Origin of the sequence: Proteus penneri (assembly GCF_022369495.1) — a bacterium.
Lineage (GTDB): Bacteria > Pseudomonadota > Gammaproteobacteria > Enterobacterales > Enterobacteriaceae > Proteus > Proteus penneri.
The window spans coordinates 1838598-1863158 of the sequence record NZ_CP059690.1 but is presented as its reverse complement, the minus strand read 5'-3'; the positions used below and the strand labels follow the sequence as shown (position 1 = coordinate 1863158).

22 protein-coding genes and 2 riboswitches are annotated in these 24561 nt (G+C 35.8%); of the genes, 10 read left to right on the top strand and 12 right to left on the bottom strand.

The genetic code is table 11. The features are described from left to right. Nucleotides 1-29: 29 nt before the first annotated feature. Nucleotides 30-143, bottom strand: a riboswitch (yybP-ykoY riboswitch). Nucleotides 144-634: 491 nt separating this feature from the next. The 3 genes from H1225_RS08500 to pabB all read right to left on the bottom strand — a co-directional run bounded on the left by H1225_RS08500 (nt 635) and on the right by pabB (nt 4116). Then, entirely contained in the window at nt 635-1996 is a 1362-nt protein-coding gene (locus H1225_RS08500) for an L-serine ammonia-lyase (protein WP_161724461.1), read from the bottom strand. 184 nt (nt 1997-2180) lie between these two features. Continuing rightward, entirely contained in the window at nt 2181-2744 is a 564-nt protein-coding gene (locus H1225_RS08495; protein WP_006533100.1) for a CoA pyrophosphatase, read from the bottom strand. Continuing rightward, a complete protein-coding gene (pabB, locus tag H1225_RS08490; protein ID WP_161669672.1) occupies nt 2731-4116 on the bottom strand; it encodes an aminodeoxychorismate synthase component 1 in 1386 nt (461 codons plus the stop codon). The genes H1225_RS08495 and pabB overlap by 14 nt, the downstream gene beginning before the upstream one ends. A gap of 121 nt (nt 4117-4237) precedes the next feature. On the opposite strand from pabB, the gene H1225_RS08485 reads away from it, so the two are divergent. Continuing rightward, nucleotides 4238-4420, top strand: coding sequence for a YoaH family protein (locus H1225_RS08485; protein ID WP_109847309.1), 183 nt, complete (start codon nt 4238-4240; stop codon nt 4418-4420). A gap of 96 nt (nt 4421-4516) precedes the next feature. After that, on the top strand, nt 4517-4906 hold the full coding sequence (gene yebF / locus H1225_RS08480) for a protein YebF (protein WP_072064224.1): 390 nt from the start codon (nt 4517-4519) through the stop codon (nt 4904-4906). 100 nt (nt 4907-5006) lie between these two features. Here the strand turns inward: yebF and H1225_RS08475 are convergent, their stop codons facing one another. Continuing rightward, complete coding sequence (locus tag H1225_RS08475) at nt 5007-5240, bottom strand: DNA polymerase III subunit theta (protein ID WP_006533094.1); 234 nt, start codon at nt 5238-5240, stop codon at nt 5007-5009. A gap of 1330 nt (nt 5241-6570) precedes the next feature. On the opposite strand from H1225_RS08475, the gene H1225_RS08470 reads away from it, so the two are divergent. After that, nucleotides 6571-8043 carry an alanine/glycine:cation symporter family protein gene (locus H1225_RS08470; RefSeq protein ID WP_109847310.1) on the top strand — a complete coding sequence of 491 codons (1473 nt, stop codon included), beginning with the start codon at nt 6571-6573 and terminating at the stop codon, nt 8041-8043. A gap of 105 nt (nt 8044-8148) precedes the next feature. Beyond that, complete coding sequence (locus H1225_RS08465) at nt 8149-9009, top strand: peptidoglycan recognition protein family protein (protein ID WP_161727832.1); 861 nt, start codon at nt 8149-8151, stop codon at nt 9007-9009. Between the two features lie 65 nt (nt 9010-9074). Here H1225_RS08465 and brnQ read toward each other — a convergent pair whose 3' ends face one another. The 3 genes from brnQ to H1225_RS08450 form a co-directional block, all read right to left on the bottom strand. Next, nucleotides 9075-10427 (bottom strand): branched-chain amino acid transport system II carrier protein, encoded by a 1353-nt coding sequence (gene brnQ / locus H1225_RS08460; protein WP_161730121.1) that lies wholly within the window; start codon nt 10425-10427, stop codon nt 9075-9077. Nucleotides 10428-10729: 302 nt separating this feature from the next. Continuing rightward, the gene (gene yidA, locus H1225_RS08455; RefSeq protein ID WP_072064220.1) at nt 10730-11536 is read right to left on the bottom strand and encodes a sugar-phosphatase; all 807 of its coding nucleotides are present in this window, start codon (nt 11534-11536) and stop codon (nt 10730-10732) included. A 127-nt stretch (nt 11537-11663) separates the two neighbouring features. Then, entirely contained in the window at nt 11664-12050 is a 387-nt protein-coding gene (locus tag H1225_RS08450; RefSeq protein ID WP_006533085.1) for a helix-turn-helix domain-containing protein, read from the bottom strand. A gap of 337 nt (nt 12051-12387) precedes the next feature. Between H1225_RS08450 and mgrB the strand changes: the two genes are divergently transcribed. The 5 genes from mgrB (at nt 12388) to ptuB (ending at nt 17574) form a co-directional block, all read left to right on the top strand. After that, the gene (gene mgrB / locus H1225_RS08445; protein ID WP_237585292.1) at nt 12388-12564 is read left to right on the top strand and encodes a PhoP/PhoQ regulatory lipoprotein MgrB; all 177 of its coding nucleotides are present in this window, start codon (nt 12388-12390) and stop codon (nt 12562-12564) included. Nucleotides 12565-12717: 153 nt separating this feature from the next. Then, the gene (locus H1225_RS08440; RefSeq protein ID WP_006533083.1) at nt 12718-14100 is read left to right on the top strand and encodes an amino acid permease; all 1383 of its coding nucleotides are present in this window, start codon (nt 12718-12720) and stop codon (nt 14098-14100) included. Between the two features lie 255 nt (nt 14101-14355). Beyond that, nucleotides 14356-15294: a retron St85 family RNA-directed DNA polymerase gene (locus tag H1225_RS08435; protein WP_072064219.1), complete on the top strand. Its 939-nt coding sequence runs from the start codon at nt 14356-14358 to the stop codon at nt 15292-15294. A gap of 1 nt (nt 15295) precedes the next feature. Further along, a complete protein-coding gene (gene ptuA / locus H1225_RS08430) occupies nt 15296-16921 on the top strand; it encodes a retron Ec78 anti-phage system effector ATPase PtuA (RefSeq protein WP_161748121.1) in 1626 nt (541 codons plus the stop codon). A 2-nt stretch (nt 16922-16923) separates the two neighbouring features. Next, entirely contained in the window at nt 16924-17574 is a 651-nt protein-coding gene (gene ptuB / locus H1225_RS08425) for a retron Ec78 anti-phage system effector HNH endonuclease PtuB (RefSeq protein WP_072064217.1), read from the top strand. A 64-nt stretch (nt 17575-17638) separates the two neighbouring features. Here ptuB and pagP read toward each other — a convergent pair whose 3' ends face one another. Then, nucleotides 17639-18274, bottom strand: a complete 636-nt coding sequence (gene pagP, locus H1225_RS08420) for a lipid IV(A) palmitoyltransferase PagP (protein ID WP_006533082.1) — start codon at nt 18272-18274, stop codon at nt 17639-17641. Between the two features lie 606 nt (nt 18275-18880). Further along, nucleotides 18881-19525, bottom strand: coding sequence for a hypothetical protein (locus H1225_RS08415; RefSeq protein WP_006533081.1), 645 nt, complete (start codon nt 19523-19525; stop codon nt 18881-18883). Between the two features lie 316 nt (nt 19526-19841). Further along, a riboswitch (TPP riboswitch) is annotated at nt 19842-19930 on the top strand. Between the two features lie 51 nt (nt 19931-19981). Between H1225_RS08415 and thiD the strand changes: the two genes are divergently transcribed. After that, the gene (gene thiD / locus H1225_RS08410; RefSeq protein ID WP_115065451.1) at nt 19982-20779 is read left to right on the top strand and encodes a bifunctional hydroxymethylpyrimidine kinase/phosphomethylpyrimidine kinase; all 798 of its coding nucleotides are present in this window, start codon (nt 19982-19984) and stop codon (nt 20777-20779) included. A gap of 51 nt (nt 20780-20830) precedes the next feature. Here thiD and fbaB read toward each other — a convergent pair whose 3' ends face one another. From fbaB to trhP, 3 genes are all read right to left on the bottom strand, one after another. Then, entirely contained in the window at nt 20831-21880 is a 1050-nt protein-coding gene (gene fbaB / locus H1225_RS08405) for a class I fructose-bisphosphate aldolase (RefSeq protein WP_006533078.1), read from the bottom strand. 49 nt (nt 21881-21929) lie between these two features. After that, complete coding sequence (gene yegS, locus H1225_RS08400) at nt 21930-22823, bottom strand: lipid kinase YegS (RefSeq protein ID WP_072064215.1); 894 nt, start codon at nt 22821-22823, stop codon at nt 21930-21932. A gap of 296 nt (nt 22824-23119) precedes the next feature. Continuing rightward, nucleotides 23120-24499: a prephenate-dependent tRNA uridine(34) hydroxylase TrhP gene (gene trhP, locus H1225_RS08395; RefSeq protein ID WP_161671021.1), complete on the bottom strand. Its 1380-nt coding sequence runs from the start codon at nt 24497-24499 to the stop codon at nt 23120-23122. Nucleotides 24500-24561: the final 62 nt, after the last annotated feature.

Sequence of the window (24561 nt, the reverse complement as noted above, 5' to 3'; positions counted from 1 at the left end):
AAGTACAATCATGTGTCTATGGTCTTGCCAACCGTATTACGGCATCTGTACCACGCTAAATAAAAATAAGCGAGTATGTTGATACAGACTTCTTAAAATAATGTTTTTTATTTTAAGACAGGCTACTCCCCAATGACTTGGTGCAGAAGATAACATATTATTTTCGAAAGGCAACAAATTATTTATTATATTTTAAAAATGATATTGATAATAATTATCATTATTAAGTGTGGCGACTTTAAATATATTATAAATAATCATTTAATGTTAAAAAAATGATAAATTTCAATATGATGAATGATTAACCATATAATAAACAATGGGTTTTAATTATTTTTATAATAAGAAATTAATTTTTTATAGAAATGAATACACCTGAAAATTATGCGCTTTATTTTCTACAAAATTAAATGAATATTAAATGAGCCTATATTTAATGTGTATATTTAATACTTACATTTAATATGGAAAAATAAGAAATATTTAAATTATAAAAAGATATATTACTTAATTTTAAATGTGTACTTTATGATTATTATTTTTAGTTATTTAAGGGGGAGACGATGATTAAAAATAAAGTCACTAAAATAAAAAAACCATTCAAAATGAATGGTTTTTCGTGTAAATAGTGTTATTAGTCACACTGCACTTTGATTGCAAGACCACCGCGAGATGTTTCGCGGTATTTAGCATTCATGTCTTTACCTGTTTCATACATGGTTTCAATGACTTTATCGAGAGAAACACGAGGTTCACTGGTACGACGAATTGCCATACGTGCGGCATTAACGGCTTTAACTGAAGCAATAGCATTACGTTCAATACAAGGAACTTGAACTTGGCCTGCAACTGGGTCACAAGTTAAACCAAGGTTATGTTCCATACCGATTTCAGCAGCAATACAGACTTGCTCAGGGCTTCCACCTAATAATTCAGCAAGACCCGCAGCCGCCATTGAACAAGCTACACCAACTTCGCCTTGGCAACCGACTTCAGCGCCTGAAATTGAAGCATTCATTTTGTAAAGAATACCAATTGCGCCTGATGCCAAGAAATAACGTAGGTAGGTTTCTTGTGTAACAGGTTCGATGCAACGATCGTAGTAAGCTAATACAGCAGGAACGATGCCACATGCGCCATTTGTTGGTGCTGTTACAACGCGTCCACCTGCTGCGTTTTCTTCATTAACTGCCAGTGCAAACATATTAATCAGATCAACCACTTTCATTGGATCGTTTGACAGGCTGTTGCTCGATGTTAATAAGCGATTTAATGCAGCTGCACGACGAGGTACACGTAATGGCCCCGGTAATACGCCTTCTGTATTTAAACCGTGCTCAATACATTCTTGCATGGTTTTATAAACATCAGCGAAATAAGCATTAATTTCTGCTTGAGTATGTAGATCCAGCTCATTTTTCATCATTAAGCTGGAAATGGATAAACCCGTTTCTTTACAGTGCCTTAATAACTCTTCTGCGCTAGCATAAGGATATGAGACTGGCTTGCTATTTAATGTTGATTTACCAAAGTTTTCTTCATCAACGATAAAACCACCACCAATAGAGTAGTACGTTTTTCTATAGACTTCTTTGTCGTCAACAAAAGCATGGATTGTCATACCATTTTCATGTAATGACAGATTGTCATTGCTGAAATGCATACTTTCTGCTGGAAAATCAACTACTTTTAAGCCATTTGCTAATGATAGCTTGCCTGTTTCTTCAACTTCACGAATAAAACCGGGAATGCTGTCAATATCGACAGTAGCGGGTGAATTACCTGCTAACCCCATAATAATTGCGATATCAGTATGGTGACCTTTGCCTGTCAAAGACAAGGAGCCGTAAACATCAACAGCTACGCGAGTGACAGACGCAATCAATTCCTGGCTGACTAAATCATCGACAAATTCTTTACCCGCTTTCATTGGCCCTACGGTGTGAGAGCTAGATGGTCCGATGCCCACTTTAAACATGTCGAAAACGCTAATCACGTCAGACTCCTTAATAATAAGAGAGAGGGTTAAAAAGAATAAAATATAGTTATTTATAGTAAAGGGATCGTTTTTACAGTTATATCGTCCCGTTAATGATGTAGTTTACAACATTTTTTTAAAATAGCTAAGTAGAGTTGTGAAGGCGTTGATAAAAAGCACAAGCTGAATATAAAATAGCGAGTTAAGTGATATGTAGAGCGAGTCTATGTAAAATAGCGGCGGTTAATCCCCAAACAAGATGTCCATTATAGGGATAAAAGTAGATGCGATGATTTTCACCAGCACGATGGAAATTTAATTGTTGATAATGTTGAGCATTAAGTACATGGCTTAGTGGCATTTCAAAGATAGAGGCGACTTCAGCTGGATTATTACGTAAAGGTAAACCTGCAGGAATAACACCCACAATAGGAGTGACTAAATATCCGCTAGAACTTTGCAAAGGGGCTAATTGACCAATAACGGATACGGCATTGGGTGGAATAGCCACTTCTTCATGCGCTTCTCTTAGTGCAGTTGCAATAAGGTTGCTATCTTCAGGATCGCGTTTACCGCCAGGTAAGGCAACTTGTCCTGCATGAGAGCGTAATGTTGATGCACGCTCTGTTAATAATAATGTTGGATTAGGTTTATTGATAATCGGCAGCAAAACGGCTGCCGATTTTTGGGTATGAAGAGACTGATTTACCTTATCATCAGGTAATGTAAGTTGAAAACGATTGATAAAAGTATCAATGGGTGTCATCAATAGCAGACTCTCTTAAAACCGTTAATATTTGCCCAAGTTTATCGAATGTTTCTTGGTACTCTTTTTCAGCAACGCTATCAGCAACAATACCACCACCAGCCCAGCAGTAAATTTTATTTTTTTCAGTTAATAAAGTCCGAATGCTGATATTGGTGTCCATTGTGCCACAAAAACTGATATAGCCAATTGCACCACAGTATCCATGGCGACGATGAGGTTCAAGTTCTTCAATGATCTCCATTGCTCTGATTTTTGGGGCTCCAGTGATAGAACCACCAGGAAAAGCTGCTCTTAATAAATCAGTTGCTGTTAAATGAGAAGGTAGTTGTGCTGTAATTGTACTGACTAAATGATGTACTGCTGGGAAACGCTCAACAACAAATAACTCTGGTACTTTTACTGAACCTGTTACTGCAACTTTGCCAATATCATTACGCATTAAGTCTACAATCATTAAGTTTTCTGCGCGATCTTTTCGCGAGTTTGCTAATAATTGTGCTTGTTCATTATCTTCTTCTGGTAATGCCTTACGAGGTAGAGTTCCCTTTATTGGGCGAGTTTCTATTTTATTATCAACTAAATGAATAAAACGCTCAGGTGAAACACTAATTACAAAATTGTTGGGTAAGCACATAAAAGAAGAGAATGGTGCTTTATTAGCTCGATTTAATGTTAAGAATGCATTCCATTCACTACCAGTATAGTTTGCACAAAAACGTTGAGCTAAATTAACTTGATAGCAGTCACCCGAAAGTAAGTATTGATGAATTTTAGCAATTTTTTCGTTATATTCATCATTACTGATGTTTGATTGCCAATCTGTTGTTAAGGTGAATTGCGAATCAAAAGATGTGGAAGTTTGGCTTTCTAACCACTGTAAGCGCTCATCAATATTGTGATAACTAATTAAAGTGGCTTTTTTTAAGTGGTGATCGACAATAAGAGCCCAATCATAAATACCAATTGCCATATCTGCAAAATTAAGTTCATTTTTCGCGATTTCAGGTAAGTTCTCAAGATGACGACCTAAATCATAACTCCAGATACCTAAAGCACCTCCCAAAAAAGGCAATGACTCATTATGTTCTGGGTGAAAATCGAATTGTTCTAACGCAGATTGAATGAGAGTGAAGGGATCTTTTTTAGAACGTTTTACCGTGCCGTTTTTTTCTTTAATCGTTGTCGTTTGTTTGCGAGTTTCTAAAGTCACAGCAGGATCGGAGACAACAATATCAAAACGATTATGAGGATGTTCGGCAAAACCAGAATGAAGTAAACTAGACCAAGGCAATGACGCAATAGGAGAAAATACCCGCAGTGCCAGATCAGGGGTATAAGTTAATTCGCGTTGTTGTAATTGCATATCCATCTTATGACCATGTAAACAAAGTATGTTGTATCATTCGTACAATAAATTGTAATCAAAAAGATTACATTCATGTAAATACAAAATAGACGTTAATGACGTTAATAAAGATAAGAGTAACATTATGTTTCTAGGAATGCCTACATTAACACATGAAGAGCAGCAAAAAGCAGTGGAAAAAATTCAATCTCTAATGGCTGAGGGTATGAGTAGCGGAGAAGCAATTCAGTTGGTTGCTCAAGAATTAAGAGAGAAGCATACAACCCGTGAATCAGTTTCTATCGTATTTGATGAAGAGAATGAATAAAACAATTTTTTAACAAATGTCACAATTGTGTGATTAACCATGTGCTATGCTTAATGAATACACATCCTGTTTTAAGGGATATTTTCGGGGGGTTATATGAAATTAAGCAAGTTTATTGGTCAAACAGGGATACTTGGAGCAGGTTTTTTGCTTGCTATTTCTTTTGGAGCATCTGCAGAAAGTATCGAAAATGTTAATAAAGATATTGTACGTTCTGCTCCTTTTTCGAGTTGCGTTAATTTAGATAATAATCAACTTGTTACAAGAGTAAAAAATGATTATTTACAAAATCGCTTACCTCGTTGGCAAGATGATAAAAAGGCATTAGGGCCAAAACCCGTTGCAAGTATTAATGCTAATGAAATTATCAAGATGAATAATAACTATCAGATGGTATTGAATGTAAGAGGGGCGAGAACAGATCTTCGTTACAATGTTCAAGTCAATTGTGATGATAATACTATTACTTATGTTTCCCCTAAATAATGAATAGGTGATAGTGAGTTGTTATTAATCTATTGAAAAAAGAGATAAACCTTGGTTTATCTCTTTTTTTACCATTATCAAAATAACGAGAAGTATTTGACTATTTTTTTACCGATGGTTCATAAGGTAAACGAGAATAGTGTTGGCTTCTTGCACGATAAAATACCAGCCTCTCTTGAAAGAAGGCTTGAAAAGCTTGAGGTTGTTCTCTTAAAACGGCATCTGCTACAACGGGCATGTTATAGCGTTCTTTAAAAGCGACGCCTGAAGCGGCTAAGCTTACATTTAGCTTATCTTTTTCTTCTTGTGTTAATTCTGAAAGGTTATAACTCATTATCTTTCCCTCTATAACAATATAAGTAAGGTAAAATAGCGTGCTTATTAATGCAAGTAAATAAAGATATTAGTCATTAATGTGTAGTAAAAATGACGTGTTTTATTTGGGGTGATTTTTAATCAAGACAATTAAATATAACAACAAAATTTTATTCCTCATTAATTGTTATACCACTTTATAGTAATTCAAATAAGGCTAATGATAAAATACGCACGTTCACCCCTGATCAAATGGATTTTTAAATAGAGAAAAAGCAGTTTATCTATGAAAAGAGTAAATAATATGAATATTTAATTTGATTTAGATCAATGAAAATGGATGGGAATTTTGCATTGAAAATAAATAAATTAAATAATGTTAATTTATCAATTAGATATTTCATATGTTTTAATTTTGTATTATTTGACAATGAGTTATGATAATACACTGAAATATTGAGATAAAAAAATGCCCTGTTGGGGAAACAGGGCTAAAATTAATACAACACCAGGGAAAAACATAGTATAAATAAAATTAACTAAATGGTTAATAGGTAAATTTACGTGATTCTACATTTTTTTATTAATATGAAATAAAGTATTATTAAATCTTTAATTAATTTTCAAAAAATAGAGCTATATAATGAATAGTAAGTGAATAAAAAAGGGAAGAGAAACAAATCAGCAGTATTCTTAAAAATGAAAGATAACAAACCATTTTAGAATTAATACATTAGAGAAGTATGATAAAATAAGAATGTAAAGTTCATTTTTTATCTTACCTTAATATCTTATTAATATTAAAGTGTTTTATTGATATGGCAATATAAAATATTTATTGTTAATAGTTATGAAAATCTTTAATTCTTAAATGTTAAATCGAATATTAAAAAACATCATTAACTAATGACTTTAATAGTTCATTTAAATCTTACTTTATATAAATAGAAAAGATTATTAACTGATGTTTTTTTAATCTATTTATTCTTTTTCTAAAATGACTGATTAACTTGATGACTAATGTGCCCAATTTACTTTTTGAGTTAATAAAATAAAGAAATGATTGTTTATCTTAATGATATATATTGTTTTTTTATTTTTCAATATTGTTTGTTTTCGTTAATGAGATAATTAAATTAAAATAATGACATGTAAAAAAATAAACAAAAAATATACATATGACACAATATTGTGTTACATTTAGTTCGCTTTTAACACAGTAATTTTTGATATTACTTTAAGACAGATTCGGATCAGTAATTGACTCAATTACACGGTATCTGCTTACTTTTTTATTTCAATAGCGATGTAAGGATAGGTTATATACGTTATTATATAAGGGGATTAATTTGACAGGGCTAATAAACTTTGCGAATAACATTTTATGGGGATATGTTCTTATCTACTTACTTCTCGGAGTAGGTATTTACTTTACTATCCGTACCGGATTTATACAAATCCGACATTTTAGTCATATGTTCTCTATTTTGAAAAATAGCCATAAGTCAGATAAATCAGGGATCTCTTCCTTCCAGGCATTATGCACCAGTTTAGCTGCGCGTGTAGGTACTGGTAACTTGACAGGAGTTGCGATTGCTTTAACAGCGGGGGGGCCTGGCGCTATTTTTTGGATGTGGGTAGTTGCTTTAATTGGTATGGCAACATCATTAATAGAAAGTACATTAGCACAACTTTATAAAACCAAAGATGATGATGGTAATTACCGAGGTGGTCCTGCTTATTATATGACGAAAGGACTGAAAATGCGCTGGATGGGGGTTCTTTTCGCCATTTTCTTGATTATCGCTTTTGGCTTGGTTTTTAATGCTGTCCAAGCGAATTCGATTGCTCAAGCTACAGCTTCTGCTTTTAATTTTGATCCATTTTATGTGGGGCTCTTTTTAGTATTAACGAGCGGATTTATTATTTTTGGTGGCCTGCGTTGGGTTGCTCGTGTTGCTGAGTTAGTTGTTCCTATTATGGCAACAGCTTATTTATTATTAGCATTTTGGGTTGTTGCAGATCATATTGAGCGCTTACCCGAAGTTTTTATTTTAATTTTTAAAAGTGCGTTTGGATTACAAGAAGCGGCTGCAGGTGCAATTGCTTATGGTATTAGTCAAGCGATGACACAAGGTATTCAGCGTGGCCTCTTTTCTAATGAAGCAGGTATGGGATCAGCACCTAATGCTGCGGCTTCAGCAACACCTTATCCACCACATCCTGCATCCCAAGGTTATATTCAAATGTTAGGTGTTTTTATGGATACCTTGGTTATTTGTAGTGCCACTGCGGTGATCATTTTATCATCGGGGGTATTAGATAGTTATCCAGAAGGTATTAACGGTATTCAATTAACGCAATTGGCTTTGTCATCTAGTGTAGGGGGTTGGGGGAGTACCTTTATCGCGATTGCAATTTTCTTCTTCGCTTTTACCTCCATTATTGCTAATTATGCTTATGCTGAGAGTAATATGATTTTCCTTGGACGTAATCACACAACAGGGCTATTTCTGTTACGTTCAGCAGCGTTAGCCATGGTGATGTTTGGCGCTTTAGCGGATATGCCTCTTGTTTGGAAAATGGCCGATCTCTCAATGGGATTAATGGCAATGACTAATTTAATCGCAATCATTTTACTTTCTGGTGTCGCCTTAAAATTAGTTAAAGATTATAACCAGCAACGACAAGCAGGTTTATTGCCTACGTTTGATATTCGACAATATCCAGAGTTACAAGATGATATTGAAGAAGGAATTTGGGATAAGAATATTGTTTCAGATGAACCTTTAATTCGATGTGAAAAAGTGAGTAATAATTAAAGCTAGCAATAATAAAAAAAGAACAAAACTCAAGACCCATATTTTCTAATATGGGTTTTTTGATTACTATTTAGCTAATGATATCAACTTAATTCAGGATGAATAATGATTTTTAGCCGATACAATATAAGTTTATTATTGGGTGTATTTTTACTTTTAGGTTGTTCAACACAGCCCAAATTAATCGATCGAGGAAATTATGTTGCTGAGATTATTGCTAATAATCCAGGACAAGATAATCGTGTCAAATATTTAATTATGCATTATACGGCAGCAAATGATGCTGTTTCATTAAAAACCCTTACAGGCGGAACAGTAAGTAGTCATTACCTAATACCAACAAAGCCTAAATTTATCAATAATAAACCTATTGTTTTATCTTTGGTCAATGAAAATAAAAGAGCATGGCATGCGGGACTAAGCCAATGGGGAAATAGTGCAGGTCTTAACGACGGCTCTATTGGTATTGAAATTACAAATTTGGGTTATAAAGATGAGGGAATATTAAGGTATTGGTTTTCTTATACTCCTGAGCAAGTTTTGACGATCACATTAATGATGAAAGATATTATTCAACGCTATAGCATTGAGCCTCAAAATGTTTTAGGGCATAGTGATATAGCTCCTCAAAGAAAGGTCGATCCCGGACCTCTTTTTCCATGGGCTGAGTTAGCAAAACAGGGAATAGGAGCTTGGCCTGATGAAGAAACAGTTGCTTTTTATTTAGCAGGAAGAGAAATCTCTGAGCCTGTTGATATTGCTAACTTCCAAACACTTTTGGCGAAATATGGCTATCAAACTCCTACGAGTGGAGTATTAGATCCCGAGACACAGAAAGTGGTAAGCGCATTTCAGATGCATTTTAGAGCAAGTGATATTAAAGGTATTCCGGATGCACAATCAGAAGCTATTTTAATGGCATTAATTGATAAATATCGTACGAAATGGATACAGCCAGTTATTTAGGTCACAGAACATTCAATTATTTAATAATTTGCCCCAAAGTGGATATCCGCCTTGGGGCAAGTTATTTATTTTATGGTGTTAGGAGTGGTAATTTCAGGTTCAGTTTCTTTAAAGTTGAGACTGATGATTAATGAAATAACGAATGCAATAATACCGGGTAATACCCAACCTAAGCCATAATCAGACAGCGGGATATAACTAAATAATTGCAGCAAATCAGCATTCAACCATTTCAGTTGCTTCAATGTATCGAAAAGACTCATTAAAACAATGATGGCAATTGTAAAGCGATAGGTGAAGCGAGGCGCTTTTAATTTATTACGAATAAATTGCAGTAATACTAATGTAACTGCAGTTGGATAAATCATTAATAATGCAGGAATAGTTACTCTTAATAATGTATCAAGGCCAAACGTTGATACGATTGTGGTCATTAATGTAAATACCACAACCCAAAAGCGATAGCCTAAACGGTGATGGAATGTCGCAAAGTAGTCAGCAGCAGCACTTGTTACACCAACAAGTGTTGTCATACTCGCTAATAAAACAATCCCGCCCATTAACCAAGTACCGACAGAACCAAATAGCGCATCGACATATCGTGAGAAAATTTGACCACCGTTAGTCGCATTGAGTGCAGGATCAGCAAAAACAGACACAGAGTAGCTTGTTGCACCTAAGTAGAAAAGGCACAGATAAAGTGCGGCTAACAGTAAGACTGAAATCATACCCGCTTTTACGGTAATAAAACCGATCTGGCGTGGTTCAGTAATGCCTTTGGTATATAAAGCACGAGCCACGATACCGCCAAATGCCATGGCTGAAAGGACATCCATGGTTTGGTAGCCATCAATAAAGCCAGAGAAGAAGCCATTTACCGCATAAAGACCTGTCGGTTCACCAATTGGGGAAATCGGTTTAGCCACAACAGCAATACCAACAACAACAAGTAGAATTAAAAGCGCGGGTGTCATAAATTTACCAATGGCGCTTATCATCGTGCCTTGTTTTAACATGAAGAACATACTGGTGATGTTAAACACAAGAGCGAAAGTGAGGTGTGTTGCCGTATTTTTTTCAACGAGCCCTAAAGGTAAGAAACCCATTTCATAAGCTGTATTAGTAACACGAGGCATCGCAAAAGTAGAACCTACGATAAGATACAGTGCTACCCAGAAAATGACGGCAACCCATGAAGGTAAATCAATAGAAAGGCGCTCACCACGTCCACGAATTGCAACGATAACTAAGGTTAGAAATGGGAGTAAGACACCAGTAACTAGGAAACCTAAAGATGTACTAAACCAGAGGTTTCCCGATTGAAAACCCGCCATAGGGGGGAAAATAATATTGCCAGCACCAAGAAAGAGTGCAAAAACCATCATTCCAAGAACGAGCATATCTTTTGTAGAAAGCATAACTTAAACTACCTGTCTGTGAAGAAAATATATAAATGATTTATATTTGTTATTCTACATCTAGCCTAATTAACAGCTTAATATGTTGTGAAAATGCAATTTGAATAACGAAAAGTGAATTGATAGTAACAAATTCTGAAGGATATGTAAGAAGAAAGGCAGATTTAACGCTCATTTAACAGCAATTATAGAATAATAAAAGGCTATGTTTTTGGTCGAAAAGCAGTGTGATCCTCTGCTAAGGATCACAATAGCTATATAATTTTGTAGACATTCGCGATAAAACACAAAAAAAATCGTGTTTAAATAAATTTATTGATAGCGACTGCAACACCGTGCTCTTCATTAGAAAGTGTGACGAATTTGGCGACTTTTTTCACTTCTTCGGGGGCATTTCCCATTGCAACACCTAAGCCTGCATATTTTAGCATTGCCAAATCATTACCTTGATCACCAATACACATGATTTTTTCTGGTGTAATCTTTAAATGTTCAGCGACTTTTTGAACAGCACTTCCTTTATTGACATGGGTATTCAGCACTTCAATAAAATAAGGTGCACTGCGTAATATGCTGTATTGTTCATAAATATTAGCAGGAAGATATTGAATCGCATTATCCAAAACGGCTGGTGCATCAACAATCATAAACTTACTAAAATACATATCAGTTTGCATTTCATTCAGTGGACGATAATAAAGTGGAGTCCAAGATAGAAAGGCTTCTTGGCAGGTGAAATGGCTAATATGACGATTAGTGGTATAAATCTTATTATCGCTGATAACGTGAAAATGGACACCAATCTCGCGAGCGAGGTTTTCAAAATAGAGGTAATCTTCAAAATTGAGCAGATCTTGAATAATAACTTCACCATTATCTGCTTGATGGATTTGGCTACCATTATTGCTGATACAGTAACAGTTAGATGTATCAAGACCGAGTGTTTTTAAATAGGGATAGATGCCATTAAAGGCACGCCCTGAAGCCAATACAATCTTAACTCCCGCTTCTTTTGCTCTCTGAACGGCTTGTTTTACTTCTGGCGTAATTTCGTGTTGTTTGTTAAGCAAGGTTCCATCTAAATCAATAGCGATAAGCTTAATACTCATTAGCATCCCCATGTTAAATAAAAGCAATCATGATAAAGGAAGGACGAAGCGGTCTATCATCACATAGCTTGAGTATTATTTATGTGACATTAAAGGCTATCTGTATAATGTCACATAAATAGAAGGGTTAATCACAACAAGGTGATTGTAAATGTAATGGCTGTTTGGTTTCTAAAACGATCTCTTGATTCTGCCGAAAGTCGAAAGGCGTGATGCCATACTCTTTACGGAACATATAAGTAAAGTGAGATTGCGAACCAAAGCCGAAATCAAGAGCGATATCGAAGATAGAACGTTCACTGGTACGTAATAAATGAATAGCACCAGCTAATCTACGCTGACGGATATATTTTCCTAAAGAGGTGCCTGTGACTTCTTTAAAGATTTTCTGCATGTGCCAAAGAGAATATCCAGAATAAGCCGCCAACTCTTCAAGATGGATAACACGGCCTAAATGCTCCTCAATCCATTTACTTAGCGCGCACACTAATGCGAGATGATTATCTTGTGGCATTACAGTTCCATTCTATCAATGAAGTTAAGGTAAAAATCAAAATTAACTCCCTAATCTTATACAAAAAATGGCAGACAGAGAAATCCATATTAATGGATAGCTATCTCTAATCGTTGGCAAAATGTGTACTTAATAATATAAGGTCATTTTACATACAGTTTAGAGCGAAATAATGCACATTATCTGAAGTCTGTCGAGGAAGCATTTACCTTTCATAATGAAAGTTATGCTAAATTTACTTATAGAGATAATTGATTGCGAATTTTATAACAACAACTCCTTTTCTTGTTATCGTATTTAAGCGAATACTTATAATGTGATAAGTCATACTAACAAAATGTATTTAAAGGATTTTAAATTGAACGCAAAGAAAATAATTATTAGCTTAATTATTGCATTGGTCATTACCTTTGGCCTCTATCTGGTGGCTTTAGATAATTTTTGCGATCGAGGAGAGGATTTCCAACAAGGCCTTTGTCGCTTTACCTCATTATTTCCCTCAAAACATCACTAACTAAAAGATAGCTTTTCTTATTATTTTTCGCCTAGCATAAAATGTATTTGTTATTCAAGTCAGAATAGTGTTTTAATGGTGGCTCGAAATGAATAAAATCGTAAATATTAGTTTACATGTTAAGTTGATAAAATAATAAAGAGAAGAGGATGTATGGCGAGAGAGTCGCAACAGACAGAACTTAAGCGCGGTCTGAAAAATCGACATATCCAGCTAATTGCGCTGGGTGGTGCTGTCGGCGCTGGTCTGTTTCTTGGTATAGCGCAAACTATTAATATGACAGGCCCATCAGTAATATTAGGATATGCTATTGGTGGTTTTATTGCGTTTATGATCATGCGCCAATTAGGCGAAATGGTTGCCGAAGAGCCAGTTGCGGGCTCGTTTAGTCACTTTGCTAATAAATATTGGAGCCCATTTGCTGGCTTTTTATCTGGCTGGAACTATTGGGTGATGTTTATTCTTGTCGGTATGGCAGAATTAACCGCTGCAGGTAAATATATTAACTACTGGTTACCAGATATCCCTGTTTGGGTTTCCGTTGCTATCTTCTTCGTGGCAATTAACTTAATCAATTTGATTAACGTTAAAATGTATGGTGAAACAGAATTCTGGTTTGCCATTATTAAAGTGTTGGCGATCGTTGGTATGATTTTATTTGGGAGCTATTTACTGGTAAGTGGTAATGGTGGTCCCCAAGCTTCAGTTAGCAATTTATGGGAGCTAGGTTTTTTCCCTCATGGTTTTACGGGCTTTATGTCTGCATTAGCCATTGTGATGTTCTCTTTTGGGGGACTTGAGCTGGTGGGGATCACTGCGGCTGAAGCTGAAAATCCAAAAGTCAGCATCCCAAAAGCAACTAACCAAGTTGTTTATCGTATTTTAATTTTCTATATCGGTTCGTTGTTAGTGTTACTTTCACTCTATCCTTGGACGCAAGTTGTGAAAGGTGAAAGCCCATTCGTCCTGATTTTCCATAACTTGGATAATTTCTTAATCGCAAATATTTTAAATGCTGTGGTATTAACGGCTGCACTGTCAGTTTATAACAGTGGTGTTTACTCTAATAGTCGTATGCTTTATGGCTTGGCAAAACAAGGAAATGCCCCACATGCACTTTCTCGCATTAATAAACGTGGTGTACCAGTAGTGTCGTTACTATTGTCAGCTATTGCGACCTCATTAGGTATTTTAGTTAATTACTTATTACCTGATCAAGCGTTAGAATTATTAATGGCATTGGTTGTAACCACATTAGTACTTAATTGGATTATGATCTGTTTAGCGAATTTAAAATTTAGAGCAGCAAAAACGAAAGAGGGTATAGAGCCTTTCTTTAAAGCACTTTGGTATCCTTATGGTAACTACATTTGTCTTGCTTTCTTATGCATGATTTTAGTGATTATCTTATTTATGCCACAAGTGAATATTTCGGTAATTTTAATGCCATTCTGGATCGCATTCTTATGGGTTGGTTTTAAGATTTCCCGTATGAAGAAAACACCGGATAATGCTCAAGCCAGTCAAGATATTTAAAAACTGAGTTGATGGTAAGTTGGTGTGTTGTGGAAATTTATATAGTGCGATAAGCTTAATAAACTCTTTAGCGTAGGACATATTATGTCTTGTCGGGTGATTAGCCAGACACTAATTTATTGCTCACATTTAGGGTTGCGAAAGTATCGCAACCTGATCTCGCGAGCTCCTTCAGGTTGCGATACTTTCGCTTCTTCTAGTAAAGAGTAAAATTCGGGAGTACATCCGTACTCCCGTTTTCTTACAGGTGAAATTATGCAGATGATTAAACAATTAGCTGATTCGTTACAACAAGATGAGTCAGATATAAAAAAATTTTTGCAAAATGGACCCCGTAAATATAAGGTTTATCGCATTCCCAAGCGTACTACGGGATTTAGAATTATCGCTCAACCATCAAAAAAACTTAAAGAATATCAGCGTTATTTTATAGAATTTTATCCTTTACCCACTCATAAGGCCGCTCTTGCTTATAGAAAAGGAAAAAGTATCCGTGACAATGCGCTTGCTCATGTGAATCAATCATATTTATTAAAAATGGATTTTGAGAATTTCTTTAATTCAATCACTCCCGCATTTTTCTGGCACAGCTTAACTTCTTGTACTTCATCTATCCCCCAGTTTACTGATGTAGAGAAAAGTTATGTTGAAAAAATATTGTTCTGGCAACCTATTAAACGTAGTAAAAATACATTAATGCTCAGTGTTGGAGCACCTTCATCACCTGTTATTTCAAATTTTTGTTTATATGAATTTGATAGAAGGTTGAGCCAAATATGTGAAGAATATGGTGTAATATATACTCGGTATGCAGATGATCTGACATTTTCAACAAATATTAAAAATTTATTGCCCAAATTTCCTTCAATTATTCATTCCCTACTTCAAGAGTTATTCAATGGTATACTAAAAATTAACCATGCTAAAACCGTGTATTCATCGAAAGCTCATAATCGACATGTAACGGGTATCACGCTTAATAATGAAGGACAACTTTCATTAGGTAGAGAAAAGAAAAGATTTATAAAGCATATGATTAATCAATACAAATATAATGTACTTGATGATGAAGATAAAAACTATTTGTGTGGATTATTGGCTTTTTCATTGCATATTGAGCCTGAATTTATTGTTAGATTAGAAAAAAAATATACATCAGAGTTGATTAAGAAACTAACAGGGAAAACACTTTAAGATGAGAGATAGAAAGAGAAATGCAAAAAGCGGAAATTTGCTTGCATCTTTTGCCCTTTATTTAGAATGTGTTCAAAGTCCTTCTGATGAAAAAAGAGAACAAGCAGAACGATGGTTTAATGATTGTTGGCATTACTTACAGGACAGTAATGAAAATAAATCAGTAGGATTTACACCTAAAAATAAATTTTATCTTCGATCTATAACACTTGATGATTTTCGCTGTTTTTCATATTTAGATATTCAATTTGAATCGGATTTAACAGTGATTATTGGTAATAATGGCCAAGGTAAAAGTAGTATATTACTAGCCATCGCTAAAACATTAAGTTGGTTTAGTGCAAATATTTTAAAAGAGGATAGTCCTGGTCAGCGTTTTAGTGAAATAACAGATATTAAGAATGATTCGAATAAGAAATATACTGATGTTATTACTCAATTCTATTTTGGTCAGGGCTTGAAAAATATTTCTGCACGACTTTCTCGCTCAGCTTTGGGGAAGGCAGAAAGACGTGAGGGAGAAGTCAAAGCGATAAAAGCAGTTGCTGATATTTGGCGTGTAATTAATGATAAAAAAACAGTAAATTTGCCTAACTTTCAATTTTTCTCCGTTGAACGCTCTCAGCCGCTAGGTCGATTACCAAAGGATAGTTCAGGACAAAGAGAAGCGCGATTTGATGCTTATAATCATGCTTTAGCGGGTGGTGGGCGTATTGATCATTTTATAGAATGGTTTATTACATTACATAAAAAGACAGCTGACCATTCAGCGTCATCGATTGATGAGCTGACCCAACATGTTACGGATTTACGCCTTTCAATTGAAAGTGGGCTTAGTTCACTTCGACCTCTTTTAGAAAAAGCAGAAGAGCAGCTTCAATACCTATTATTACAATCACGGGATGAAATCAAAAAGTTAAATATTACGCAAAAAGAAATGGTGGTGAAAGCCATTTGCAATACCGTACCTAGTATCAGTAATCTCTGGGTTGAAACTCTTTCTGGGAGTGATTTAATAAAGATTACCAATGATAATGAAGATGTTACCATCGAACAACTTTCTGATGGACAACGTATTTTTCTTGTATTGGTTGCTGATATCGCAAGACGAATGGTAATGCTAAATCCTTTGCTAGCAAATCCGCTAGAGGGTCAAGGCATTATTCTTATCGATGAAATCGAACTGCATTTACATCCTAAATGGCAGCAAAGTGTTATACAAAATCTAAGAAGCACATTTCCTAACATACAATTTATTATTACGACTCATAGCCCAGTCGTTCTCTCTACTGTTGATAAACGATGTATTCGAATGTTTTCGGGAAATAAAACGTTAATTAAGCCTGGGTTTCAAACTCAAGGTGTTATTAATTCCGATATTCTTGAACAAATTATGGGCGTATTTGCTACGCCACCTCAAATACCCCAATCTCATTGGGTCAGTGAATTTGATGAGTTAATTGAGAAAAATGGTTTTGAGGATAATAAATTTGCCAAAGATTTATATGAGAAAATCAAGGATCATTTTGGTGAAAATAGTGTTGAATTAAAAAAATGCGATAGTTTAATTCGTATTAGAAAAATGAAACAAAGAGTATTAAATAAAAACCTTGGCAAGGGGAATTAAGGATGAAGTTTTTACGACGGAATGAAACGACACTTGAATGTCTTGAAAACTTTGTTGGAGGCCGAGATAATTGGAATGAAGTGAATAAAGAGACCATCTGGGCATCACTTGATGTAATGCAAAAAGGCTTTTGTGCTTATTGTGAATGTTCTTTAAAGCGAAAGCATATTGAACATTTTAGAACACGTGACTTGCATACAAATCTTACTTTTGTATGGAGTAATCTTTTCGGTTCTTGCGGTGACTCAAGCCAAAAAGGTGGTTGGAATAGGTGTGGAATATATAAAGATAATGGCGCTGGCAGCTATGATGTTGAAAGCTTAATCAAGCCAGATGAAGATAATCCAAATGATTTTTTTCTATTTTTAACAACAGGCAAAGTTCGACCTAAAGATAACCTAAAAGATAAAGATTTAGTTAAAGCAGAAGAATCTATTCGCGTCTTTAATTTAAATGATGACTCGGTTTTGTTTAATAGTCGTAGAAGAAGTATTGAAAGTGAACAAAATGAAATAGATATGATGTATAGCTTATTTGATGAGTTTTCTGAGAGTGAGTGGGAAGAACTACTCACAACAGCATTAGAAAGAGTGAGTCAATTAGAATTTAGTACCGCGTTGACTCACGCATGGCGCTATAACTACCAGTATTAACATAAAGATATACTCAGGATATTATCAAAATATTATTAAGTATATCTTTTGGTATTTTTATAGATCACTGCCAACGTAACCAAGCAAATAACACGTTACCATTGTTATAAGTACCAGGTACATAGGTCGCTTGTAGTGAAAGGTGCCCATAACCGACAGACACTAACGGCAAAGGAAGTGGCATAGGAATATAGTTATATTCATGGCGTGCTGTAATACTCAGTGTAAATCCTGCGCCCATACGGAAACCGTCTTTATCACCGGGATACCACATTTTCTCAAAACCATAGCCTATAATAGGTTGTACGCGGTTATTTGAGTCCATAAATGCCATCGCATAAAGGGAGTGCCAATCACCATCATTGTCATAACGATATTTACCCATGCCAAAGCCCCAAGGTGTTTCGTTATAGCGATCAGTTTTTTCTTTATCGTAAGTAAATCGGTTATGCCAAGTCCATACAGGTAAATAGTAATTATATTGGTCATTATCCCAAGTTTGATTAACATTACGTTTGAATTTTTCCCAGTAGTTCTCTTCATTATTAGATTGAGGAGGGTTGCTGGTGACTTGTTGGTTTTCTGTCATAATAGTCTGATTGGTATCTGTATTATTTTCAGAAGCGAAAGCGGAAGTTGTTAACGCAAGTGAAAACAGCGTTGTAGCTAATACGCTAGGGTGAAAATAGGACGATGACATAATATAACTCCGAGTACGGCATAAACAGTGATTCTGGTGATGACAAATAAACATTACTAATAGTGTTATTTAATCGACAAGTATTTAAGATAAGAGGTATCTGAAACTTTACTTCTTAAATAAAATCTTAAGGGGGTAGAATCGGTTAAGAATAAAACAATAGGCTTATTGTACTTATGAACGTAATTTTGTCTGATATTAAATAATGTTATTTTTTTATGATAAAATATTGTTTCTAATGAAAATTAAATTTTATTAGATTTTAAATAAATAGCTGATAAATAAGCCTTGTAAGATTTAATTTAGGTTTGGTTACTTTCAACAGAAAAAAACACTAAATATTTATTCTTATGACTCAATTAACATATTGAAATAAAATTAATATTAACAACATTAGCTTAGAAAAAGAGATTAATTTCCAGCTGAATAATAAAGTAACAAATAAGAAGAGTTAAATAAAAAAAAGAAAAGTTCTGTGTTGGTTTATAAATTGTTTAAGTTACGTGGGTTTTATTTAGTGAAGTGTCGGTTTTTTGTGCAGATTATCCTAAATTAAAAACGTGTGAATAATGTTTATTCACACGTTTTCAGGAAATAGATTACTTATTATTGAGATAATTTTTCTTTGCTAATTACAAGGAGCCGATGAGTATGAGTATCTCGATCTTTCCCCCAGCAGAAAGCATCCCAGTTTTCATAAAGATCATCCGTATCTTTCACAACGGTTAGAGGGCGGTTTTCTTCTGTTCCATCTGAAATATAAACATTAAGGTGAACAGTAAAAGCCCAATCAATCATTGTTTCCCAAAAACGCTTACCTGCACCTGTTTGTTCTTCATCAGAAACAACAATACTGTATGTTTTAAGTAAATAGCTGAAGAAGTATCTAGGGAGATATCTTGTCGCAATATCATGTTCTTCAGAAACAGTTCGCCACACTTTAACTTGAGTACATGTTGTTTTGCTAAATATAATATCTTTGCGAAAAATAAGCTCTACAAGATAAACTGTTTCAGGTGCATTGGTAGTTGAAATTAAACGATATTGATTTCGTTTTAAAGACTTAACAAAACGATACCCATTGGGGATGCTATATTCTGGTAATACAAAGTCTTCAACACCTTTTTCAAGGAATTCTTTTGTATGATCAATATTTCTAGAGTGAATTTTCAATTTTACATTAAAGTCTGCATCAGGAATAAGATAAGGCATTGATTGTCCATTATTCTGTTGCGATGGTTCATTTTTCATTTAGCCCCTCCGCATTGTGTGATTGTCCAGAAATGCATTATAAATACCTCATTTAGCAGATAATATATCTATTGTCGTTAAAACGAGCAAAATAATTTATTTTATTCTTCTTATTTAAAGATAGCTAAAATATATTCCTTAAATTGATGTTTCGCGCAATATAAGCCATCGGCTTAGTATTTATTATATACAACCTTCACTGATTTATCTTACTGAATAACAAATCTCAAAAATAGAAAGTTAGTCAATAGAGGTCTGTTATCAAGCTAGCATCTTTATCTTGAGCATGCGATACTTCTTATCGCCTGAATTTACAGGCTTTGGCTCGGGGCGCCTTATGGCTGAGATGAACCCGTATAACCTGATCTGGATAATGCCAGCGTAGGGAAGTCAAGGTAACTCTGCTGATTAACAGAGCCCGACTTTTCTGTAACTGGTGAAAGGAGGAGTTAATCAGTGAGATTCAATGCATTGTCTATCGCAGGCACCGATCCTAGTGGTGGTGCAGGTATTCAGGCTGATCTGAAAACATTTTCCGCACTGGGTGTTTATGGTACAACAGTAATGACAGCACTTGTTGCTCAAAATACCTGTGGTGTCCGTAGTGTCTATGATTTATCCCCTGATTTTGTTGCAGCTCAATTAGATGCTGTCTTGTCTGATGTTCGAATTGATAGCGCCAAAATAGGTATGCTCTCTAATGCTTCAATTATTGATGTGGTTTGCGACAAAATTCAGCAATATGCTATTCCTTTTGTTGTTCTTGACACGGTTATGATTGCAAAAAGTGGTGATCCTCTATTACAGCCTGATGCGGTTAATAAAATGGTCAGTCAGCTTTTACCGTTGGTTGATTTGATCACACCTAATTTACCTGAAGCAGCTGCCTTGCTAGGTTGTGAAGTTGCTCAAGATGAAATAACAATGAAGCAACAAGGTTATGCATTACTAAAGCAAGGATGCAAAGCCGTGTTAATGAAAGGAGGACATTTAACTGAAGATGAAAGTCCCGATTGGTTATTTACTCAAGATGGCGAGTGGCGATTTACCTCAAAACGTGTGAATACGAAAAATACTCATGGTACAGGATGCACACTTTCAGCCGCTTTAGCCGCTATTCGTCCCCAAGTTGTTAATTGGCAGATTTGTGTTGAGCAAGCAAAAGCCTATCTACAACAAGCGTTAGAACATGCAGATAGTTTAGAGGTTGGACAAGGTTTCGGTCCTGTACACCATTTTCATCGCTGGTGGTAATACTAAAAAGCCCCTATAAAAGGGGCTTTAACTGATCGTAAAATCAGATAATTAAGCAATAGTGACAGATTTATTTAGATAAACATCTTGTACGGCATTAATTAGAGCCACGCCATCTTTCATTGATTTTTTGAACGCTTTACGCCCTAAGATCAAGCCCATACCACCCGCTCGTTTATTAATAACGGCGGTACGAACAGCATCTTCAAGATCATTATTACCTGAAGCACCACCAGAGTTAATTAATCCCGCACGTCCCATATAGCAGTTTGCTAATTGGTAACGAACTAAATCAATTGGGTTTTCAGTAGTGAGTTTGGTGTAAACACGCTCATCAGTATGACCAAAACCAATTGCTTTAAAGCCACCGTTATTTTCAGCCATTTTTTGTTTAACAATATCAGCACCAATTGTTGCGGCTAAATGGTTTGCTTGACCGGTTAAATCTGCACTTGCATGGTAATCTACGCCATCTTTTTTAAAGGCTGGGTTGCGTAAATAAGCCCATAATACAGTGACCATCCCCAATTCATGTGCACGCTCAAAGGCCATTGAAATTTCTTCTATTTGGCGACGGCTTTCTTGTGAACCAAAGTAGATGGTTGCACCCACTGCAACAGCACCCATTTCAAAGGCTTGTTCTACACTGGCGTACAGTGTTTGGTCATATTGCGCTGGGTAGCTTAGGGTTTCATTGTGGTTTAATTTCACAAGAAAAGGGATTTTGTGTGCATAGCGACGAGAAACAGAAGCAAGAACACCATAAGTAGAGGCAACACAGTTACAACCCGCTTCAATAGCTAACTCAACAATATTTTTCGGATCAAAATAGAGTGGGTTTGCGGCAAAAGAGGCTGCAGCAGAATGTTCAACCCCTTGGTCAACAGGTAGAATGGACAGATAACCCGTTCCCGCTAAACGCCCGTGATTAAACAGGGTTTGCATTGAACGTAACACGCTATTAGGGCGATTGTTATCAATCATAACGCGATCAACAAAGTCAGAACCTGGCAGGTAGAGATTTTCGCTCGGGATGGTTTGGCAACGATGTTCCAATAATGATTTCGCATCAGCACCTAACAAACTTACTATATCAGTCATTACATACTCCAGTTCATGATGAGATGAGAGTGATTGTCATTTATCTACATTAAGATAACAAGTCACATTGAGGCGGTAACCGGCAGTGGATCGCTTCAGGTAACACAATAAATTCAAATTTATTTCCTAAAAGGGGTTCTCCATCTAAATTAAATATCATTTCATGAGAAGCACTAATGTTTACCCAGCGACTTTCACGTTCGATTATCTTGTCATTTTTTTTCCGATCAAACAGGCTATTGAAAAGAGAAGGGAGTAATTCGTGCGCTTCAACAATAGTGATATTAAGCTTATTGTCATTAATTAATGCATCAGGGCAGAGTTGTTGCCCGCCACCGGCTTGGCGACCATTACCAATACCGAGAATGAGGGATTCACCTTTCCAGTGAAAGTTTTCTGCTTCAATAGTACAGTAATCTGCTTTCAAAGAATCAATACTTAAAAGACCATTAATAAAATAAGCTGCCCCTCCTAATGCCGATTTTAAGGCTTCTGGCGTTTCAGTGGTAATTTTGGTACCAAAACCACCAGAAGCCATATTAATAAAATAATGGGTCTTATTTACATTGATAACATCAATGGGCACTGCTCGTCCTTTAACGGCTAAGTTAAGGGCATTCTCCATATCACGAGGGATTTGTGCGCTGGTGGCAAAATCATTTGCTGTACCTAATGGAATAATGCCAAGTGTTGGTAACGATGAGGGGGAGAGATGAATTAGTTCAGATACAACGCTATTAATTGTTCCATCGCCTCCTGCTGCAATCACCGTTTCTGCCTGTATATCTATCGCTTCTTGTACAAAACGACGTATATCACTGGATTCCCAAGTTACTCTTACTTGGAGGTTAAAACCTTCGTTACGTAATTGGTAGACTGCTTTTCTCAATGCACCGTTGTTCGCGCTTTTTCCATTAATGATTAGTAAACTAATTTTACTCATTGATGAGTTCCTTTAATTGAATCACTCTTTTAAAGGTAATGGATATCGAGAAAATTACTATTTTTTTTACAAAGGATAACGAAAAAGGAATGTGTTTTACGAAAAGATAATTGATAACGGGAAGTGAAAAAAGAAAAGGCAAATCCAAGGGAGATTGGATTTGCCAAGGAGGTGGTTCCTAGTCTTACTGTATTCATTCTAGTTCTTTATTTTTCGGAACTGATGATACGGCAAACAAATCATTATTGATGTGATCTGTATTTGAAATTGACCACTTTAAATCAGATTATGACGCTTTACTTCACTTCTACCGCATCAATTTTATGCGGTTGACGTGTTGTTGTACCTTGTAGATTGCGGATCAGCAGTGCGAAATCTAAATCAACATCTTCAGGAACAGACAAATAAACCATGTGACCATTACCCGGAGCAACATCAGTTGGTTGCTGTTTTTTGTTAAACAGTGATTCTAACGTGAACTGAATATTTCCAGTTGGTGTCATTAATTCTAGGCTATCACCTAAAACAAATTTATTTTTAACATCAACTTCCGCTAAACCGTTTACGCGTTTACCAGTGAATTCACCGACAAATTGTTGGGTGTCAGAGACAGAGTAACCATATTCATAAGTTTGGTACGCATCATGGGTATGACGACGTAAGAAACCTTCGGTATAACCGCGGTGTGCTAAGCCTTCTAATGTCGTTAGCAACGTTGGATCAAAGGGTTTGCCTGCAACAGCATCATCAATTGCACGACGATACATTTGCGCTGTACGGGCACAGTAATAGAAGGATTTAGTACGACCTTCAATTTTCAGAGAGTGCACACCCATTTGTGTTAATTGCTCAACGTGTTCAATCGCACGTAAGTCTTTAGAGTTCATGATATAAGTACCGTGTTCATCTTCGAACGCAGTCATATATTCACCAGGGCGTTTTGCTTCTTCAATTAAGTAGACTTTATCTGTTGGCGCGCCAACGCCTAAAGTAGGCTCAATGTTTTTAACTGGGATTGGCGTGTATTTTTCAACGATATTGCCCACATCGTCTTCTTTGCCTTCTTCGACTTTATATTCCCAACGGCAAGCGTTAGTACATGTACCTTGGTTTGGGTCACGCTTATTGATATAACCAGATAGCAGGCAACGGCCTGAGTAAGCCATACATAATGCACCGTGAACAAAAACTTCTAATTCCATATCAGGAACTTGCTTACGAATTTCAGCAATTTCATCAATAGAAAGTTCACGTGAAAGGATCACGCGAGTTAATCCCATTTGGCGCCAGAATTTTACGGTTGCCCAGTTTACGGCATTGGCTTGTACTGAAAGGTGGATATCCATTTCAGGGAAGGCCTCACGTACCATCATGATCAAACCCGGATCAGACATAATCAGCGCATCAGGGCCCATATCAATGACAGGTTTTAAGTCACGGATAAAGGTTTTTAATTTAGCATTATGAGGTGCGATATTAACCACAACATAGAAGCGTTTACCTAATTCATGGGCTTCTTGAATACCTTTGGCTAGGTTTTCGTGGTTAAACTCATTATTACGCACACGTAAGCTATAACGTGGCTGACCTGCATAAACGGCGTCTGCGCCATAAGCAAAGGCATAGCGCATATTTTTTAATGAGCCAGCAGGAGAGAGCAATTCGGGTGTAAACATGGTTAATTTCCTGGTTCTGATTTCAAGTCAGTCCCCCACACATTGGGTAGGGGTATATCATA

Excerpts from the sequence above, each read along its gene's own strand:
- H1225_RS08495 (WP_006533100.1), bottom strand. The coding sequence starts at position 2,744 with ATGACACCCATTGATACTTTTATCAATCGTTTTCAACTTACATTACCT.
- pabB (WP_161669672.1), bottom strand. The coding sequence starts at position 4,116 with ATGGATATGCAATTACAACAACGCGAATTAACTTATACCCCTGATCTG.
- H1225_RS08485 (WP_109847309.1), top strand. The coding sequence starts at position 4,238 with ATGTTTCTAGGAATGCCTACATTAACACATGAAGAGCAGCAAAAAGCA.
- yebF (WP_072064224.1), top strand. The coding sequence starts at position 4,517 with ATGAAATTAAGCAAGTTTATTGGTCAAACAGGGATACTTGGAGCAGGT.
- H1225_RS08475 (WP_006533094.1), bottom strand. The coding sequence starts at position 5,240 with ATGAGTTATAACCTTTCAGAATTAACACAAGAAGAAAAAGATAAGCTA.
- H1225_RS08465 (WP_161727832.1), top strand. The coding sequence starts at position 8,149 with ATGATTTTTAGCCGATACAATATAAGTTTATTATTGGGTGTATTTTTA.
- brnQ (WP_161730121.1), bottom strand. The coding sequence starts at position 10,427 with ATGCTTTCTACAAAAGATATGCTCGTTCTTGGAATGATGGTTTTTGCA.
- yidA (WP_072064220.1), bottom strand. The coding sequence starts at position 11,536 with ATGAGTATTAAGCTTATCGCTATTGATTTAGATGGAACCTTGCTTAAC.
- H1225_RS08450 (WP_006533085.1), bottom strand. The coding sequence starts at position 12,050 with ATGCCACAAGATAATCATCTCGCATTAGTGTGCGCGCTAAGTAAATGG.
- mgrB (WP_237585292.1), top strand. The coding sequence starts at position 12,388 with ATGTATTTAAAGGATTTTAAATTGAACGCAAAGAAAATAATTATTAGC.
- H1225_RS08440 (WP_006533083.1), top strand. The coding sequence starts at position 12,718 with ATGGCGAGAGAGTCGCAACAGACAGAACTTAAGCGCGGTCTGAAAAAT.
- H1225_RS08435 (WP_072064219.1), top strand. The coding sequence starts at position 14,356 with ATGCAGATGATTAAACAATTAGCTGATTCGTTACAACAAGATGAGTCA.
- ptuA (WP_161748121.1), top strand. The coding sequence starts at position 15,296 with ATGAGAGATAGAAAGAGAAATGCAAAAAGCGGAAATTTGCTTGCATCT.
- ptuB (WP_072064217.1), top strand. The coding sequence starts at position 16,924 with ATGAAGTTTTTACGACGGAATGAAACGACACTTGAATGTCTTGAAAAC.
- pagP (WP_006533082.1), bottom strand. The coding sequence starts at position 18,274 with ATGTCATCGTCCTATTTTCACCCTAGCGTATTAGCTACAACGCTGTTT.
- H1225_RS08415 (WP_006533081.1), bottom strand. The coding sequence starts at position 19,525 with ATGAAAAATGAACCATCGCAACAGAATAATGGACAATCAATGCCTTAT.
- fbaB (WP_006533078.1), bottom strand. The coding sequence starts at position 21,880 with ATGACTGATATAGTAAGTTTGTTAGGTGCTGATGCGAAATCATTATTG.
- yegS (WP_072064215.1), bottom strand. The coding sequence starts at position 22,823 with ATGAGTAAAATTAGTTTACTAATCATTAATGGAAAAAGCGCGAACAAC.
- trhP (WP_161671021.1), bottom strand. The coding sequence starts at position 24,499 with ATGTTTACACCCGAATTGCTCTCTCCTGCTGGCTCATTAAAAAATATG.